This is a genomic window from Saccharospirillum sp. (assembly GCF_039982735.1).
Lineage (GTDB): Bacteria > Pseudomonadota > Gammaproteobacteria > Pseudomonadales > Natronospirillaceae > Saccharospirillum.
This window is the reverse complement of record NZ_JBDWXV010000018.1, coordinates 162,515-178,691: the sequence shown is the minus strand read 5'-3', so window position 1 is coordinate 178,691 and position 16,177 is coordinate 162,515. Positions and strand designations below refer to the sequence as shown.

Genomic DNA, 16,177 nt, shown 5'->3' with positions numbered 1-16,177 from the left:
TGCCTTTAATAGGAGCCTTTCGTCCTGCTATCGACTGAAGTCTAACCGCCAATGGTTGAGCTTGGCGGCCTTGGCGGGTATCTTAGCGTCTGGCTGATGCAGGCCTATAAGTTCGACACTGCATCAAGATCACCAAAAATAACAGGAATTAAACGATTTTACCGGTAGTTGCCGCCACATAGAGCAGCATACTGACGCTCAGACCGGAGCCGCACTCCTGACGTTTACAGGGGGTATCTGGCTCACGACCCCTGAATAGGACACTGAATTTGCAATAACGAGTGGATCGCTCAGTCGGTTCAGATTTTTTTAAACCATGTTTTTTCAAGATTAAACATTAACGAGGAGCTCGCCATCTATGCGCATTATTCTGCTGGGTGCACCTGGTGCCGGTAAAGGGACGCAAGCCCAATACATCACCGAAAAATTTCAGATTCCGCAAATCTCCACAGGCGACATGCTGCGTGCCGCAGTTAAAGCCGGCAGCCCTTTGGGCGTGAAGGTCAAGGAAGTCATGGCGTCTGGCGGCCTGGTCTCGGATGAAACCATCATTGAACTGATCAAAGAGCGCCTAACGCAACCGGATTGCGCCAATGGCTGCCTGTTCGACGGCTTCCCGCGTACCATTCCACAGGCTGAAGCCCTGAAAAACGAAGGCATTCGCATCGACTACGTCATCGACATCGACGTTCCCGATGAAGAAATCATCAAGCGCCTGAGCGGCCGCCGTGTACACGAAGCCTCTGGCCGTGTGTATCACGTCGACAATAACCCGCCCAAGCAAGACGGCAAGGACGACGAAACCGGCGACCCACTGGTGCAGCGCGAAGACGACAAGAAAGAAACCGTCGCCAAGCGCCTGGACGTCTACCACGCCCAGACCGAGCCGCTGATTGGCTTCTATAAAGACCTGGCCGCGAAAGAACCCGAAGTAGCGCCGAAGTACATTCATGTGCCGGGCATCGGCAGCTTTGAGGATATTCGGGACAAGATTGTTTCGAAGCTTTGAGCTGAGAGCTACGAGCTGTTAGCTGAGAGTTTAGAGAGCCCGCTTTTTAGCGGGCTTTTTTGTGGGCGGGGTTTAGAGGGGATTTTGGCTATTTCCATTCAACCTCAAGCTGAGTGTTGGCTGCTGGGTCTGGTTATCCGGGGTAGTCTGAGGCACGGATGCCGAAGTCTAGGCCCCATGGACGGGTTTATGCCGACCCCGGATAGCCAGACACAGTGGCCGACACGGGCTCATGGCACAGAATAATGCCAACGGCGTAACCACCTAGGCCCAATGACGGGCGATGGTTCAGTGGAGTGAGTCCGTGAGGGATTGCCTCGCACGCGTCCTGCGTGCGACCCCTTCGGGGCGCTTGCGCGGGCCTGAACGCTCCCGGCGTTCAGTCGAACCCGCGGGGGCTTCGAACGACTCCCTGCGCTTTGCGCAGGTTAAACAAAAAAGGGGTCCCCTTGGGGACCCCTTTTTTGTTTAATTTGGCGGAGAGTGAGGGATTCGAACCCCCGGTAGGCTTTCGCCTACGTCTGATTTCAAGTCAGGTGCATTCAACCGAACTCTGCCAACTCTCCTTAACAACGGGGCGTATGTTAACGAACCTGTGTTGGGTGTCAACCAAAAAGTTGCTAAGCTGCTGAAATTAAACAAGAAAGATCGCCCACTGCGGAGACACACTTATGTACTTACTGGTTGTTTATGTACCTGAAACGCACACTGAGGCGCTGATTGACGCGCTGTCTGATGCTGGAGCCGGTAACATTGGCGATTATGATCGCTGTGCCTGGTCGGTGCTGGGTCAGGGGCAGTTTCGGCCTTTGGTCGGAGCCAACCCTACTCTTGGCGAAACCGGGCAGTTGGAGCGCGTTGCCGAGCATCGCGTGGAAATGGTGGTTAAGAAAGACCGCATCAAAACGGTACTGCAAGCTCTGGTGGTTGCACACCCATACGAAGAGCCTGCGCATCATGTGATGGCGGTCATGGATCGACGAGACTTCCTATAGGCTACATGACAGTGGGCTAAACCGATGTTCTCTGGCAAATACCCATAAAAAAACCCGGGGCACTGGGTGCGCCGGGCTAAAATATTTTGCAAGAGAGTCAAAACGCTGCGTATCTTACGATTCAGCAGCGTAATGTAAACACTACCACCCGATTACGTCGCTTTTATTAAAATCGACCGGTTGTACATAAAATACTACATGCCCCTACCCTGGCGTTAATTGTCGTCCTGCGGGCGCAAACCACCATCCAGGCGACCTTCAAACAAATCGTCTACTGTAGGCGGCAAATAACGATCGTCTACATGATCCATGGTCTGAATGCGCACATCCCATATGCCATCCATACGGCGTGCTCTCAGATCTTCATCGCCATCCACAATGATCGTTGGGCGAATAATGACCATCAAATTGGTTTTTTGACGTTCAGTCGAGGTACTTTTAAACAGGTGGCCCAGGATCGGGATGCGCCCCAACAGCGGGACCCGGCTTTCACGTTCGATCAGGGTGTCGTCAATTAACCCACCCAAAACAATGGTACGACCATCGCCAATCAACACTTCCGTTTTGACTTGCCGCTTGTCAGTAATGATGTCTACGGCACCGAAGGTGTTGTTGCCTGAAATGGATTCGACGACCTGGTCGACCTCCAAACGTACAGAGCCATCCTGCTGAACATGGGGTATCACCGTAAGCGTGGTACCGACATCCTGGCGCTCAATGACAAACGGGTTTTCATCGCTTCCGTTACCACCCGTTTTGAAGGGCACTGAGCTGCCTACGGTGATAAAGGCCTCGCTGTTATCCAACGTCATGACGCTCGGTGTCGACAACAAATTCGTGTTCGACTGGGATTCGATCGCCTGAATAATGGCTGCAAAATTAGGGGTATCACTGATGGGGTCAACCAACCCCAGGAAAGCCCCGTTCGGCAAAGCCCCCACGTTTTGACTCGCCGCACCGGCTACCACACTGGGTAAGGAGGAAATCGCACCGTCAATACCCAGGTTGGTGCTACCAAAGGGTACACCATCGCTCACGCGCTCAGGGTTGGTCGCCCATTGAATGCCAAGAGCATCACTGACATTACCATTCACTTCAACGATAGCCGCTTCAATCAACACCTGTTTACGACGCACGTCCAGTTGGCGAATGATGCTTTCAATTTCAGTCATGACCGAAGGCTCTGCACGCACAACCAGGGCGTTCAAATCTTCGTCGGCAAGTATGTTGACTGGACCGGCAGGTGGCGCTGTTTGGCCATTGGAGCCTGTCTGAGCGGCACCTCCGGTAAACCCTTTGAGCAACTCGGCCATCCGCGCGGCGTCCGCATTGTTCAAGAAGATAACCTTAGACGCGCTGTTCTCCTGGGCGGGAATATCGAGCTCGCGGATCAGGGCGATGATTTGCGCCCGGGCATCGGCTTCGCCCTTAATGATAATGCGATTACTGCGCTCATCGCCAACGAGGTGGACGCTGCGCAAGCCACGTACGTCACCGCCCTGCTGAGACCCGGAAGTAACCGGTGTGGGGGCGACACGTTCGAGCAGCGTAATCACATTGCCCACCCAGGCATGCTCGAGTTCAATGACTTCTATTTCTTCGCTACCAGCCCGGTCGAGCAGTTCAACGATTTCGGAAATACGCTCAATGTTAGTAGCCCGGTCGGCGATGATCAGGGCGTTGGCAGTGCTCACGCCCGCCAAATGCCCGTACTTGGCCACCAGCGGGCGCAGAATCGGAACAAGCTCCATGGCAGAGGTATTCTGGATCGGGAAGACCCGAATAATGATTTCCTCACCGGACATCGACCCATCGGTATCAACGTCGAGACCTGCCGATTTGATGTCGGCCTGGCCAATAATTTTAATGGCGTTATCGGTCTCTACGGCAGAGAAACCATAGACTTCGATGGTGGCCAGAAAAATTTCGTAGATGGCGTCTGCGGTCAGGTTGCGATCTGAAATCACCGTTACCTGGCCACGTACCCGGGGGTCGACGATAAAGCTTTTGCCGGTAACGCGCGCCACCAGGTCAATCACTTCATTAATGTCGGCACCCTGCATGTTCAGCTGATAGGTTGGCTCTTCGGCGCGAACCGGAAGGCTGACCAGCACCAGCGCCAGAATCAGTAGCAGTGACCGTAACAGGGGTTCCGCAATCCTGCGAACCGGGCTGAAAGCATGCATCTTGTTGTCCTTTCTTAATCGATCGTTCTGCATTTGTCAGAATCGAGGTATGGATTGGTAGATGGTAAAGGAGCGCGAACCCCGTTGAATCTGTATTTTCAATTCACCGCCGGTTTGCAGAATCTGGTTCAGCAATGCCTGATCCTGCCCGATGTTACCAACCGGCTGATCATTAACCGCCGTCACCACATCGCCCGGGCGTAGCCCGGCCATGGCGAGCTGGCGTGCATTCTGGGTTACCTGATAGCCGGAGCCGGTGGCTTCGAGGCCGACTTCATCGAGCAGGCCCTGAGGGTCTGAGTTGGCACGTTGCTGAACATAAGACACCATTTGTTCAACCTGTGCCTGTACATCTTCGCCCCGGTCGACCCGCTGCTGAGCCTGGTCAATGGTCTCTCTGAAACTGCTGTCGTCTTCGATGGGCTCATCGTTGACTTGCAACAACTGCGATGTCGCTTCCCGCTCATAGCGCAGCGTCTCCAGCTGGCCATTGCGGTCGAGTATGACCCGGTCACGGTATACCGCCGACAGGGTCGCCTGGTTAAAAATATCGTCACCGACCGAGAACGCACTGGCCTGACTACCGCCGCGCGAAATAATGGCAAAACCAGTACCGTCGTCGCCACGGGCAAGCACGGCCTGCAGCTTCATGTTCAATCGCGTTTCAGGGGCTTCGACCGGCTGCTCGGGTTCGGCAGTTGCCACCGCCTCAAATTGCCCGAACAAGTGGCGTTCGCCCAAAGCGGCGCCGAGTTGTTCGGGGTTGGTGCTGCTCGCGGTGTTATTCAGGTTGGCTGGTTGAATGCGCGGTGCACCTACCTCGGGTACCGGCTGCAGCCAGAGCCAGGTAAGTTGGGCGCCGTAAACGGCGCTCAGGGCTATGAGGATCACCACGACCCAGCGCTGCAGCGGCAGCCATAGTTGCCGGCTTTGATTGACCCAATCCATCAAAACACCTTCTGTGAGATTTCTACCAGGGTCTCACGCCCGCCGGGAACCGGAATGCCCAGCCGCTCGGCCATGGCCCGTTGCACGGTAACTTGCCCCTGCCCTTCCCGGCTCAGTTGCGCCCGGATCAGTGAGGTGTCGTCCAGCGCATCGATCGCTACACGCCAGGCGGTGTCGTCGCTGGTGATTTCCCCTTGCATCTGGGGTACGTCGAACTGCTGCCGGGAACGCCCCATCGGCACTTCAACGGGCCCGCCGGACCAGGAGAGTTCACCGCTAGCGTCACCGAGGGCCCCGCCCCAGCCGGCATTGGCGCTCAGGTCTGAGATAACCAGCCGACCCTGGAGAGTCGAATTATAAGACCGGGTAATCTGGGCAAACGCCGCTTCGTCGACATACCCGGATACCTGCTCAACCCCCACGCCCGTCGGGCGCACCTGAATCTGGCCAGACACGTCGAGCGACGGGCTGGATACACGGATATCGTAGGGTAAGCGGGCTGTCAGCAGACCCAGGGGCTTCACCTGCCATTCAAGATTGAATTCGGGGCTGTTTGGCACCAGTACCCGGCTTTGTCCCTGCCAGATATTACCCTGCGGCTGTTCGAGGCGTACGCCTGCAGACCGCAGCGACGGCTCCGCGAAGCTGATGACCCAACTCAATGGCACGGTCGCCACCAGGGTGAGCAAATACACCCCTACAAACAACACCACTAATTTTAGATTAATTCTCATAGACTTCCGTTCTGCACTATCCCTGCGCCTTTTTCAGGCTTGCGCCCACAGATCAAAATATCGGGACGCCAGTGTATAGAAGGCCCCTATTCACGACAATCGGTTTACACCCATCTGACAGTGCTATGCGGCCTTGCTGCTGCCTCGGGCAGGCGTTTGCCGCCCATAAAAAAGCCCGCACGAAGCGGGCTTGTCGGGTATTGGGCCGGGCTGGCTTACATCATGCCGCCCATGCCACCCATACCACCCATGCCGCCCATATCAGGCATACCGCCGCCGGAAGACTTTTCTTCTGGCTTGTCGGTGATCATGGCTTCAGTGGTGATCATCAGACCAGCAACCGAGGCAGCCGCTTGCAGGGCTGAACGGGTCACTTTGGCCGGGTCGATAATACCCAGTTCCATCATGTCGCCGTATTCGCCGGTTGCCGCGTTGTAGCCGTAGTTACCAGAGCCTTTCTTGACTTCGTTCAGTACAACAGACGGCTCGCCACCGGCGTTGTAAACGATCTGACGCAGCGGGGATTCCATGGCACGCAATGCCAGGGCAATACCGGTGCGCTGTTCTTCGTTGTCGCCCTGAATCTCGCCTACGTTCATCAGTGCGCGTACCAGGGCTACACCGCCACCGGCAACCACACCTTCCTGAACGGCTGCACGGGTTGCGTGCAGGGCGTCGTCAACGCGGGCTTTCTTCTCTTTCATTTCCATCTCGGTGGCAGCGCCAACCTTGATGACCGCAACACCGCCTGCCAGCTTGGCAACGCGTTCCTGCAGTTTTTCCTTGTCGTAATCGGAGGTGGACTGCTCGATTTCGGCACGGATCTGCTCAACGCGGCCTTTGATGTCGGCGTCTTCACCGGCACCGTCAACGACGATGGTGTTTTCTTTGGACAGGGTGACCTTCTTGGCGCTACCCAGGTGTTCCAGGGTGGCGGTTTCGAGGCTCATGCCCACTTCTTCGGAGATCACGGTACCACCGGTCAGAATCGCCAGATCCTGCAGCATGGCCTTGCGACGGTCGCCGAAGCCCGGTGCCTTGGCAGCGGAGACTTTAACGGTACCGCGCATGTTGTTGACAACCAGGGTCGCCAGGGCTTCGCCTTCGATGTCTTCAGCAATGATCATCAGCGGACGGCTGGCCTTGGAGACAGACTCCAGTACCGGGATCAGGTCGCGGATGTTGCTGATTTTCTTGTCGACCAGCAGGATGTACGGGTTTTCGAGCTCGGCCGTCATGGTCTCCTGGTTGGTGATGAAGTACGGAGACAGATAACCACGGTCGAACTGCATGCCTTCGACGACTTCCAGCTCATCGTCAAAACCACTGCCTTCTTCAACGGTGATCACGCCTTCGTTACCGACTTTTTCCATGGCATCGGCGATCAGGCCGCCGATGGTGGCGTCGGCGTTGGCAGAAATGGTACCGACCTGAGCGATGGCTTTCTTGTCTGAGCAAGGTACAGACAGCTTGGCGATTTCATCAACAACAGCACGTGTTGCTTTATCGATGCCGCGCTTCAGGTCCATCGGGTTCATGCCCGCTGCGACTGATTTCAAGCCTTCGTTAACCAGGGCCTGGGCCAGTACGGTTGCGGTAGTGGTACCGTCACCGGCTTCGTCATTGGCCTTGGAAGCAACTTCCTTGACCATCTGAGCACCCATGTTTTCGAACTTGTCTTCCAGTTCGATTTCCTTGGCTACCGATACACCGTCTTTGGTGATGGAGGGTGAACCGAAGGATTTGTCGAGGATGACGTTACGGCCCTTGGGGCCCAGGGTTACCTTAACGGCGTCGGCTAGCAGGTTCACGCCTTTCTGCATTTTACCGCGAGCGGAATCGCCAAATTTTACGTCTTTAGCTGCCATGATGTGCTTACCTTCCTTAAAATTCGTTTAACGAGTTCGGTTTATGCAATAACGCCGAAGATGTCGCTTTCGGTCATGATCAGCAGTTCTTCACCGTCGATTTTAACGGGGCTGCCAGCATACTGACCAAAAACAACGGTATCGCCTACCTTCACATCCAGCGACTTAACGTCGCCGTTTTCAAGGATTCGACCGTTACCTACTGCCAGGACTTCGCCTTGAGAGGGCTTTTCTTTGGCAGAACCGGGCAGCACGATGCCACCAGCCGTCTTTTCTTCCTGTTCCTTGCGGCGTACTACGACGCGATCATGCAAAGGACGAATTTTCATGGATCCAATCTCCTAAAACACATAGTGGGAGTTTTGTTGTGAATTCGGGTCTGTTCGATACTGAACGGCCCCGGAATGCCAATGCTCACCGTTAATGGGGCCGACAAATTTTCATTTCAACACCTGGGGAGTTAAATTTTTTCTGTGCCTTTCGTTCGTGCCGGGTACCAGATAGGCCTGTCCGGGGCCGGCGTGAACCCTTCCCTGGGGCCTAGGCTTCGGCATCCATGCCTCAGACAACCCCGGACAGGCCTATCTGGCACCCGGCACTTGTTGCGTAGCCACCGCTCAATTTCACAGATTGCTTACTCGTTAGCCGACATTGGGTTCAGTGGGAAAACATCACCCGGCTAATACCACAGATCGGAAATGGGAGTGTCTGGTTCAAAATGATAGGCACATTGGGCCTGAAACAGTTCGGCCGTGGCCAGAGCATCCGTGAGGGCATTGTGAGGTGGGTAATGCGGCAGGCCGTAGCGTATACGGCTGTCCGATAGGCGGATGGAGACGGGCCGGCGGTTGGTCAGGCGGGCCCAGAGGCTTCGGGGTTTGTCGCGGTGCAGCATTGCCTCTATGGCCATGGTATCGACCATTGGAAATTGCAGGCCTTCGTTCCAGCGGGCTTTGACGACGACATCCATAAAGGATCGCTCTATGGCCCTATGGTGCACCACAGCAACTCGCCCGGCCAGGCAGTCGAGCAGACCAGGCAGAATCTCGGCCATGTCGGGGGCGTTTTTTATGTCGGTGTGGGTGATGCCGTGGAACTGAATTGACTGTTGAATCAGTGGCAGTCGGGGCTTTACAACCCAGTGCCGGCTTTCCGCTACCGAGATGCGTTTTACGGTAAAAGGAACCAGGCCGACGCTGAGAATGGCATGGCGATCTGCGTTCAGGCCGGTGGTTTCCACATCGAGGGCAACAAAGGGCACTTCGTTTACCGGACAGTCGGCCGCGACGGTCCCTGCCCGGTAAAAGCGCTGCAATTCCGGGTGCCTGACCTGGTCTGCCCAGGCGTTGAAGCAGGCAGGCCAGTCGGGCCTGGCCTCTGGTGTGTCACGGTCTCGGGGAACAAAAAAGCTCACACCCGATTCACCTGATACCGCATTCGCAGGTACTTCTGGGCGTTGCTAATGACCTGAAAGGCGTCTTTAAGGTTGCGTCGTTCGAAGACCGTCATGTTCTCGGGTTCAACGTTGTTGTCGGGTTCCTGTTCGGATTCCAGGTCAAGCGCCTGGTGTCGGGCACGTACAATGGAAATGTATTCCATGGCGTCGCGCAGGTCGTCACCGTTGCTGTGACCCAGAATGCGGGATTCGGCAATGGCATCGAGCCGGTTGAAGGAGTTCTGGGCGGTAGAGCCCGCCGCCAGAGCGTGAACCCGTATAACGTCGCTCAGCGGTGCGGTACCGCGTCGCTTCAGGTTAATGGACTTGTTGTGCTTGCCGTCGTTTTCCATAACGAAGGTTCGGAAAAAACCCAACGGTGGTGTTCGGTTGAGGGCGTTGCGTGCCAGGCAAGCCAGGAATCTCGGGCTGCGCTGAGCCCGGCTGGCGACATCAACCTTGAGGGTCTCGGCCAGGGCTGTTTCGCCGTGAATGCCGTCCAGGTCGAAAAATATGGAGCTGTTGAGCAAGGCCTGGGGGTCGGGGTTGTCGATCCAGTCTTTGAAGTAGGCGCGCCAGACGGACAGCGGCTGTCGCCACTGGGGGTTGGTGGCCATGATGCCGCCTTTGCAGTATTCGTAACCGCACTCTGCCAGACCATCACTGACGTAGGCTGCGAGCTTGGCGAAGTAATCGTCGTGTTCGTCCGGGTTGAAGTCGTCGCTGAGGATCATGGCGTTATCCTGATCGGTGACGACGTATTGCTCATCCCGCGCCATGGAGCCCAGCGCCAGAAAACAATAGGGTACCGGTGGCGGGCCAAATTCTTCCTCGCCCAGTTCCAGCAGGCGCTGTGTGAAACTGCGACCAATTCCGGCGATGGCGCTGCCGATCATGTGGCTGGTAGCGCCTTCGTTCACCATGCGAATGAAGGTGGCCCGAACGTCGGGCATCAGGCTGCTCAGGTCTTTTCTGCTTGGCTGGCGATGAATCTGGCTAACCAGATAGAGGCTGCTCTGGGATTCGTAGCGAATGATATCGGACAATGCCAGCACACCCACGGGCTTGCGCTGGCGTAACACCGGCAAATGGTGCACGTTGTGGCGCAGCATGCTGAGCATGGCATCGAATACAAAGGCTTTGGCATCGATGGTGATCAGTTCGGTGGTCATGAACTGACTGACCGGCGTGTCGTAGCCCAGTCGTTCCGCCAGGGCGCGGGTACGAAGGTCGCGATCGGTAATGATGCCGACCATGAAACCCGCCTGTTCGGGATGATCCGGATCGGTAATCACCAGGGAAGAGACACCCTCTTCGGTCATGGCCAGTGCAGCTTCGTGCAGCGTCGCAGTCTGCGGCAACATAACCGCCGAGCGCGACAGCAGTTTGTACACCCGGGAAGTCATCAGATCGGTATTTTGTTGCTGATTGACGGCGGCGCGCAGGCGAGACTGATCTTCAACCTCGACGAATTCGGCAAAGGTTTCACTCGACTCCCAGAGCCGGTCGAACAGATCTTTGGCGACAAAGTAGATGAGGGTGTCCTCTATCGCACGCGCCGGAAAACGCACGGGGCGATTCATCAGCAGGCCCCACTGACCGAAAATGTCGCCCTCGGCGAGGCGGTTATAGAGTTCGCCATTACTGCGGTACAACTCGACCGCCCCACTGCGGATAATGTGCAGGTAGGTGACCTCTTCGCCTCTGACCATGATGTCGGAACCGGCTTTGAAGTAGCCGATTTCGATCTGGCTGGCCAGGGTGTCGAGCCATTCATCCGGAAGCTGGTCAAACGGGGCGAACCGCCTGAGCTGATCACGTATCTCCAGATGCTCGACTTCCATCCTCACCTCCTGATATGGCGTTTTTCAAGACCTCTGGCATCTTAGCCGGGTTGGGTCTGTTCTGATAACGAATGGTGCCGACTCAAACAATGGTTGTCCAACCTCAACGCCGACCTTTATACTGCTGGCATTAAGGTTGTAACCTTTTTGTAAAGGCTTCTTATAAAGGACGTGGCCGCCCACTTTAATACGGCGGAGGCTGCAGCAGTCGGATCGTGCGCAGTATGCGCGATGACAACAAGGATATATGGACATGTCAGACACACCCAAAGGCCCGGAGCACCCGGGGCTGCCCCCCAGTGGGACGCATGATACCGCTATCATGATCGTCGACGACACCAAGTTCAGCAGCGCGATCATCCAGCGCATGCTGGTCAATGCCGGGTTTCGCGACATTCGCATTGCCGACAACGCCATTGATGCACTGGACGCGCTGAAACAGCGCCCGGCCGAGCTGATGCTGGCCGACTGGTTGATGCCGGGCATGGATGGCCTGGAACTGACTCAGCTGGTTCGCGAACTGGACCGGCGACGAGGCTGCTTCACCTATGTGATGTTGCTGACCGCCAAGGAGAACGACGAAGCCCTGCAAGAAGCTTTTGCCAAGGGCGTCGATGATTTCATTGGCAAAACCCACCTGAAAACCCAGTTACTGGCCCGGGTTCATGCCGGTCAGCGGTTGTCGCGCCTGCATAACTCACTGATCTCCCGTGAGCGTCAGTTGAAAGACCAGTTCCGGGCGGTGACCCGCATGAACCGGCTCGATGCTACAACCGGGCTTGGCAATTCGCAGCACCTGCGCCATCAACTGGACCGGACGCTGGTTCACATTAAAGGGCGTACCGGACAAATGGGGCTGATTCTGTGCCGGATCGATAATCTCGGTGAACTGGCCACCCAGGGCGGCCGGGCCTTACGCAATGAGCTGATTCGCGAGGCCTGCAGCCGCCTTACTGAACACACCCGTCCACTCGATGACACAGCCCGGCTTGGCGAGAACATCATTGGCGTGCTGTTGCATTCCACGGGCGGCAATGTGGCGACGCAGAAACTGATTCGACGCCTGTACGATGCCTTGTTCACCCGCGCCTATTCGACAACGTCCGGCTTTGTGTCACTGACGGGCTGCATTCAGCTCGACCTGGCCGATGCCTCCCAGCCCCTGCCCGCCTCGGCAGAATGGATGCTGGAGCAGGCGCTGGTGCGGTTACAGAAGATTCCCGTAGAACAGCGCCATGCCATGCATGTGTGGCAAAACGGACAAAGCGCCTGACTCTGGCCAGGCCTCTTTTGGTGGCTATCGTCCGCTGCGGGTACCTCAGTCAATTTTGAAACCAGCGTTAGGTCCACCAATGTCGCCTTGGGAGGTGCGCTAGCGTTACCATATGCGCTCACCCGGTAGGGACACGACGATATGGCAACCATCCTTCTGATTGGCCCCGGCGCCATCGGCAGCCTGATGGCCTGGTCACTGCAAAAACACGCAACCATTAAGGTGTATGCCCACCGTTCGGGCTTGTCGTTGCCTGGCTACGTTGAATCCGACGGAGAAACTCATCCGCTACGGTGGTCACTGACCGACTCGCTCGATGGTATCGATGCCGTACTGGTGTGTTGCAAGGCCACTCAGGTTGAACGCGCTACTTTGCCCCTCATTCCAAGACTTTCTGATATTCCCTGGCTGATTCTGTGCAATGGCCTGGGCCTACAGGCCTGGCTCAGCCAACAGCTGCCGGGACGGGTACTGTGGGCGTCGACGACAGAAGGCGCGGGCCGGTTTGGTCAGCGGGTTCGGCACACCGGGGTTGGGGAAACCCGGATTGGAAACCCGGCGCAGTATCCCGTTACTGATGAGACCGAACAGTGGGGGCGCAAACTGGTGAATCAGGCGGGCCCGCTGGAATTGCACTGGGAGACTGATATTACGGCGGTGCTTTGGCGTAAACTGGCGATCAATGCCGTGATAAACCCGATTACGGCGGTGCAACAGTGCCTGAACGGCGCCCTGGCCGAGCTGGAATGGGTCGGTGAAGTAGAGCTGTTGTGCGCTGAAATTCAACAGATTGCGCGGGCCAGTGACGTTCAATTGCCATCGGATCTTGCCGAACGGGTGGTGATGGTGGCCAAAGCGACGGGGCGCAACCGGTCGTCGATGCTGACAGACATCGAGGCCGGGCGGGAAACCGAGGTCGATTCGATTCTGGGCCCTTTGCTCTGTGCCGCCGATCGGCATGGCCTGGCGGCGCCACGTTTGCAATACTGGTACCAGGCGGTGATTCGCCTGCACCCGCTGATTCGCTGACGAGCGCGTAACCGACAGCGCCTTAACCGCATACCAAGGAGCCTGCATGGCCTATGCATCACCGACCCTGCTGGGGCGTATTCTCTGGTGGTTACTCGGGATCACCGTTGTCAGCAGTCTGAGCATTGGCTTTGTCTTTTTCTCGGGCCAGCACCTGCATCCGCTGGTGGTGATGTGCCTGATTGTGGTGATTTCCATTCTGGGTTCGGCCGTGTTGCTGCAGATTTTCCGCCGGCATTTTCTCAACCCATTGAACCAGTTGATGCTGGTGTCGAACCAGGTAACGGCGACCTCCAATGTGACGCTGCGGGCAAAAAAACACCACCAGGATGAACTGGGCAAGGTGGTTGACGCGTTCAATGCCATGCTCGATCAAATGGCGCGACGCGAGGCCGATCTGAAGGCAGAACGTGACCGGGCCACCCTGGCCGGACAAGAGTCGGAAGCCATGGCCGAGGCGGCGCAGAAGGCCATGCACAAGCTGGAGTTCGAGGTGCAGGTACGCCACCGGGTTGAACGCCGGCTGACCGAGTTTCAGAATTACCTGAACGCCATCATCAATTCCATGCCGTCAGCGCTGATCGCCGTGGACGAGAAGCTGATCGTCACCCAGTGGAATACCGAGGCGGCGCTGATCAGTGGCACCCGCCCGGAGCAGGCCATTGGGCTTTCGCTGCAGGAGGCCTTCCCGTTTCTGGGCCAGCATCAGGATCTGATTCTGCTGGCGCTGACCCGGCACAAAGTGCAAAGCCGGCACAATCTTGAACTGCAAACAGCCGAGCAACCCATCCGCGTCGACCTGGTGGTTTACCCGCTGCAACAGACCGATTCTCAGGGGGCGGTGATTCGGCTGGATGACGTAACCGAGCAGTTCAAGCTTGAAGAAGTGATGGTACAAACCGAAAAAATGATGTCGGTTGGGGGCTTGGCCGCAGGCATGGCCCATGAAATCAATAACCCGCTGGGAGCCATTGTTCAGAATGCACAGAACATTGAACGACGGCTCGACCCGGCCCTCAAACGCAACCGTGAACTGGCGTCCAGCCTGGGGCTGAACCTGGAACTGATGCAGCAATACCTCGCCACACGGGATGTACCCAAGTTCCTGACCAACATTTCCGAATCTGGCTTGCGGGCGTCACGCATCGTCACCAACATGCTTCAGTTCAGCCGCGACAGCGACCGTTTGCTGCAGCCCTACCCCATCGGCCAATTACTCGACCAGGCCATCAACATTGCCCTGAACGACTTCAATCTGAAATCCGGGTATCGCAAACAGCATCTGTTCGTCGATCAGGATTTTCGATCGCCCGAGGTTGAAGTGCCCTGCGTGATGACCGAACTCGAACAGGTGTTGCTGAACCTGATGAAGAACGCCGCCCAGGCGATCCGCGAGCGGTTCGACACCTTGAATGACATTGATGAGGGCATCATCCAGATACGGCAATACGTGCAGGACGATCATTGCGTGATCGAAGTGGCCGACAACGGCATCGGCATGGATGAACCTACCCGAAAACGCATTTTTGAACCGTTTTTCACCACCAAGGATGTGGGTGTGGGCACGGGCCTTGGTTTGTCGGTGAGTTTCTTTATCATCACCACCCATCACCACGGCCGGTTGCAGGTCGAATCGACCGTGGGCCAGGGCGCCCGGTTCATTCTGTCGCTTCCGCTGACCGATCCGCTGGTCAAACAAACGCTTGAACAGGTAATAACAGCCGATGACGTTCCTGGCCCGGCTGCCGATACCGATGCAGACCAGCCACCCCTTTAAAGAGGCTCGCTAACGTCAGCGAGCTTAAACCAATACCAACCGCAAGGACCGACACCACCATGGGTAACCGACTTTCCAAGATTTACACCCGCACCGGCGACGCCGGCGACACTGGCCTCGGCATGGATGGGCGTGTGCCCAAAGACAGCGGTCGCATTGCCTCTATGGGTGACATCGATGAACTGAACAGCCTGGTCGGCTTTCTGATGGTCTGCCTGGGAGACCAGCACAGTGAATACCCGATGCTCAGCCAGATTCAACACGACCTGTTTGACCTGGGCGGTGAACTGGCCATGCCCGGCTATGAACTGCTCGACGCAGCGCTGATCAGTGATCTGGAGGACCACATCGACCGCATCAACGAGCACCTGCCGCCGCTGAAAAACTTCATTCTGCCGGGTGGCAACGAAGCCGCCAGCCGCTGCCACCTGGCCCGCGCCACCTGCCGCCGGGCGGAACGGACGCTGGTGGCCTTCAACCGCCAGGAAGCAGAAGGCCATGTGCTGGCCCAGCAGTACCTGAACCGCCTGTCAGACCTGTTTTTCGTGCTGGCACGGCAGCTTGCCCGGGCCGATGGCTCCCAGGAAGTGCTGTGGCAATCGCGTCATCGTAAGAAGGATTCCTGATAGAGTTCACAGATTGGCAGAAGACCACTAAACAATGGCGATTATCCGCCGATAGCTCTTTCAAGCACTGACCAACCGAGCGTATAGCATGGCCGCCATCATCCTTGGCAAGAATCTGATCAGCGAAGATGAACTGATAGAGTTCGCTTTCAGTGAAGAAAACCTCAACGACCGCACCCTGCGCGAGTTGAAGGCCGAGGCCAGTGAGGCGGCGCTGGAATCCTCCTGGCTGCTGATCCGGATCATGAAGGCAGAGCGCATCTACATCAGCCACAAGCCCGCAATGCGCACCCCACCCCAGGCACCTACTCCTCCGACCCTCAAGTAGTTCTGGTTTGGTGGCAATTTTACGCGCCGGCCGCCGGGGATGGCCCTGTGGGGTCGGCGTAAATCCGTCAATGGCGGTACGTCTGGTCCGGCACCCCGGTCTCGGGCCTAGACCGCAGCATATGA

Annotated in this window: 14 protein-coding genes and 1 tRNA gene; 7 read left to right on the top strand and 8 right to left on the bottom strand. The window is 56.8% G+C overall.

From position 1 onward, the window contains the following. Window positions 1–358 precede the first annotated feature (358 nt). Window positions 359–1,009 carry an adenylate kinase gene (gene adk / locus ABJT94_RS16470; RefSeq protein ID WP_348476544.1) on the top strand — a complete coding sequence of 217 codons (651 nt, stop codon included), beginning with the start codon at window positions 359–361 and terminating at the stop codon, window positions 1,007–1,009. Between the two features lie 474 nt (window positions 1,010–1,483). On the opposite strand, the gene ABJT94_RS16465 is transcribed toward adk, so the two are convergent. Continuing rightward, window positions 1,484–1,575 (bottom strand) — tRNA-Ser (locus ABJT94_RS16465). A gap of 105 nt (window positions 1,576–1,680) precedes the next feature. On the opposite strand from ABJT94_RS16465, the gene ABJT94_RS16460 reads away from it, so the two are divergent. Then, the gene (locus ABJT94_RS16460) at window positions 1,681–2,004 is read left to right on the top strand and encodes an NGG1p interacting factor NIF3 (protein WP_348476542.1); all 324 of its coding nucleotides are present in this window, start codon (window positions 1,681–1,683) and stop codon (window positions 2,002–2,004) included. A 215-nt stretch (window positions 2,005–2,219) separates the two neighbouring features. Here the strand turns inward: ABJT94_RS16460 and gspD are convergent, their stop codons facing one another. The 7 genes from gspD to ABJT94_RS16425 form a co-directional block, all read right to left on the bottom strand. After that, window positions 2,220–4,190 carry a type II secretion system secretin GspD gene (gspD, locus tag ABJT94_RS16455; RefSeq protein ID WP_348476541.1) on the bottom strand — a complete coding sequence of 657 codons (1,971 nt, stop codon included), beginning with the start codon at window positions 4,188–4,190 and terminating at the stop codon, window positions 2,220–2,222. A gap of 36 nt (window positions 4,191–4,226) precedes the next feature. Further along, a complete protein-coding gene (locus tag ABJT94_RS16450; protein WP_348476540.1) occupies window positions 4,227–5,138 on the bottom strand; it encodes a type II secretion system protein N in 912 nt (303 codons plus the stop codon). Next, the gene (gene gspN, locus ABJT94_RS16445) at window positions 5,138–5,872 is read right to left on the bottom strand and encodes a type II secretion system protein N (protein ID WP_348476539.1); all 735 of its coding nucleotides are present in this window, start codon (window positions 5,870–5,872) and stop codon (window positions 5,138–5,140) included. The genes ABJT94_RS16450 and gspN overlap by 1 nt, the downstream gene beginning before the upstream one ends. A 215-nt stretch (window positions 5,873–6,087) precedes the next feature. Further along, window positions 6,088–7,740 carry a chaperonin GroEL gene (groL, locus tag ABJT94_RS16440; RefSeq protein WP_348476538.1) on the bottom strand — a complete coding sequence of 551 codons (1,653 nt, stop codon included), beginning with the start codon at window positions 7,738–7,740 and terminating at the stop codon, window positions 6,088–6,090. Between the two features lie 41 nt (window positions 7,741–7,781). After that, window positions 7,782–8,069 carry a co-chaperone GroES gene (gene groES, locus ABJT94_RS16435; protein WP_348476537.1) on the bottom strand — a complete coding sequence of 96 codons (288 nt, stop codon included), beginning with the start codon at window positions 8,067–8,069 and terminating at the stop codon, window positions 7,782–7,784. A 350-nt stretch (window positions 8,070–8,419) separates the two neighbouring features. Further along, the gene (locus ABJT94_RS16430; protein WP_348476536.1) at window positions 8,420–9,154 is read right to left on the bottom strand and encodes a 3'-5' exonuclease; all 735 of its coding nucleotides are present in this window, start codon (window positions 9,152–9,154) and stop codon (window positions 8,420–8,422) included. After that, window positions 9,151–11,019 carry a DUF294 nucleotidyltransferase-like domain-containing protein gene (locus ABJT94_RS16425; RefSeq protein ID WP_348476535.1) on the bottom strand — a complete coding sequence of 623 codons (1,869 nt, stop codon included), beginning with the start codon at window positions 11,017–11,019 and terminating at the stop codon, window positions 9,151–9,153. Before ABJT94_RS16425 ends, ABJT94_RS16430 begins: the two co-directional genes overlap by 4 nt. Before the next feature lie 253 nt (window positions 11,020–11,272). Between ABJT94_RS16425 and ABJT94_RS16420 the strand changes: the two genes are divergently transcribed. From ABJT94_RS16420 to ABJT94_RS16400, 5 genes are all read left to right on the top strand, one after another. Next, a complete protein-coding gene (locus ABJT94_RS16420) occupies window positions 11,273–12,292 on the top strand; it encodes a response regulator (RefSeq protein ID WP_348476533.1) in 1,020 nt (339 codons plus the stop codon). Between the two features lie 141 nt (window positions 12,293–12,433). Next, complete coding sequence (locus ABJT94_RS16415) at window positions 12,434–13,321, top strand: 2-dehydropantoate 2-reductase (protein WP_348476532.1); 888 nt, start codon at window positions 12,434–12,436, stop codon at window positions 13,319–13,321. Window positions 13,322–13,367: 46 nt separating this feature from the next. Further along, on the top strand, window positions 13,368–15,098 hold the full coding sequence (locus tag ABJT94_RS16410) for an ATP-binding protein (RefSeq protein ID WP_348476531.1): 1,731 nt from the start codon (window positions 13,368–13,370) through the stop codon (window positions 15,096–15,098). A 59-nt stretch (window positions 15,099–15,157) separates the two neighbouring features. Further along, window positions 15,158–15,724, top strand: a complete 567-nt coding sequence (locus ABJT94_RS16405; RefSeq protein ID WP_348476530.1) for a cob(I)yrinic acid a,c-diamide adenosyltransferase — start codon at window positions 15,158–15,160, stop codon at window positions 15,722–15,724. A gap of 88 nt (window positions 15,725–15,812) precedes the next feature. Next, window positions 15,813–16,052, top strand: a complete 240-nt coding sequence (locus ABJT94_RS16400; RefSeq protein WP_348476529.1) for a hypothetical protein — start codon at window positions 15,813–15,815, stop codon at window positions 16,050–16,052. The last annotated feature ends 125 nt before the right edge of the window (window positions 16,053–16,177 follow it).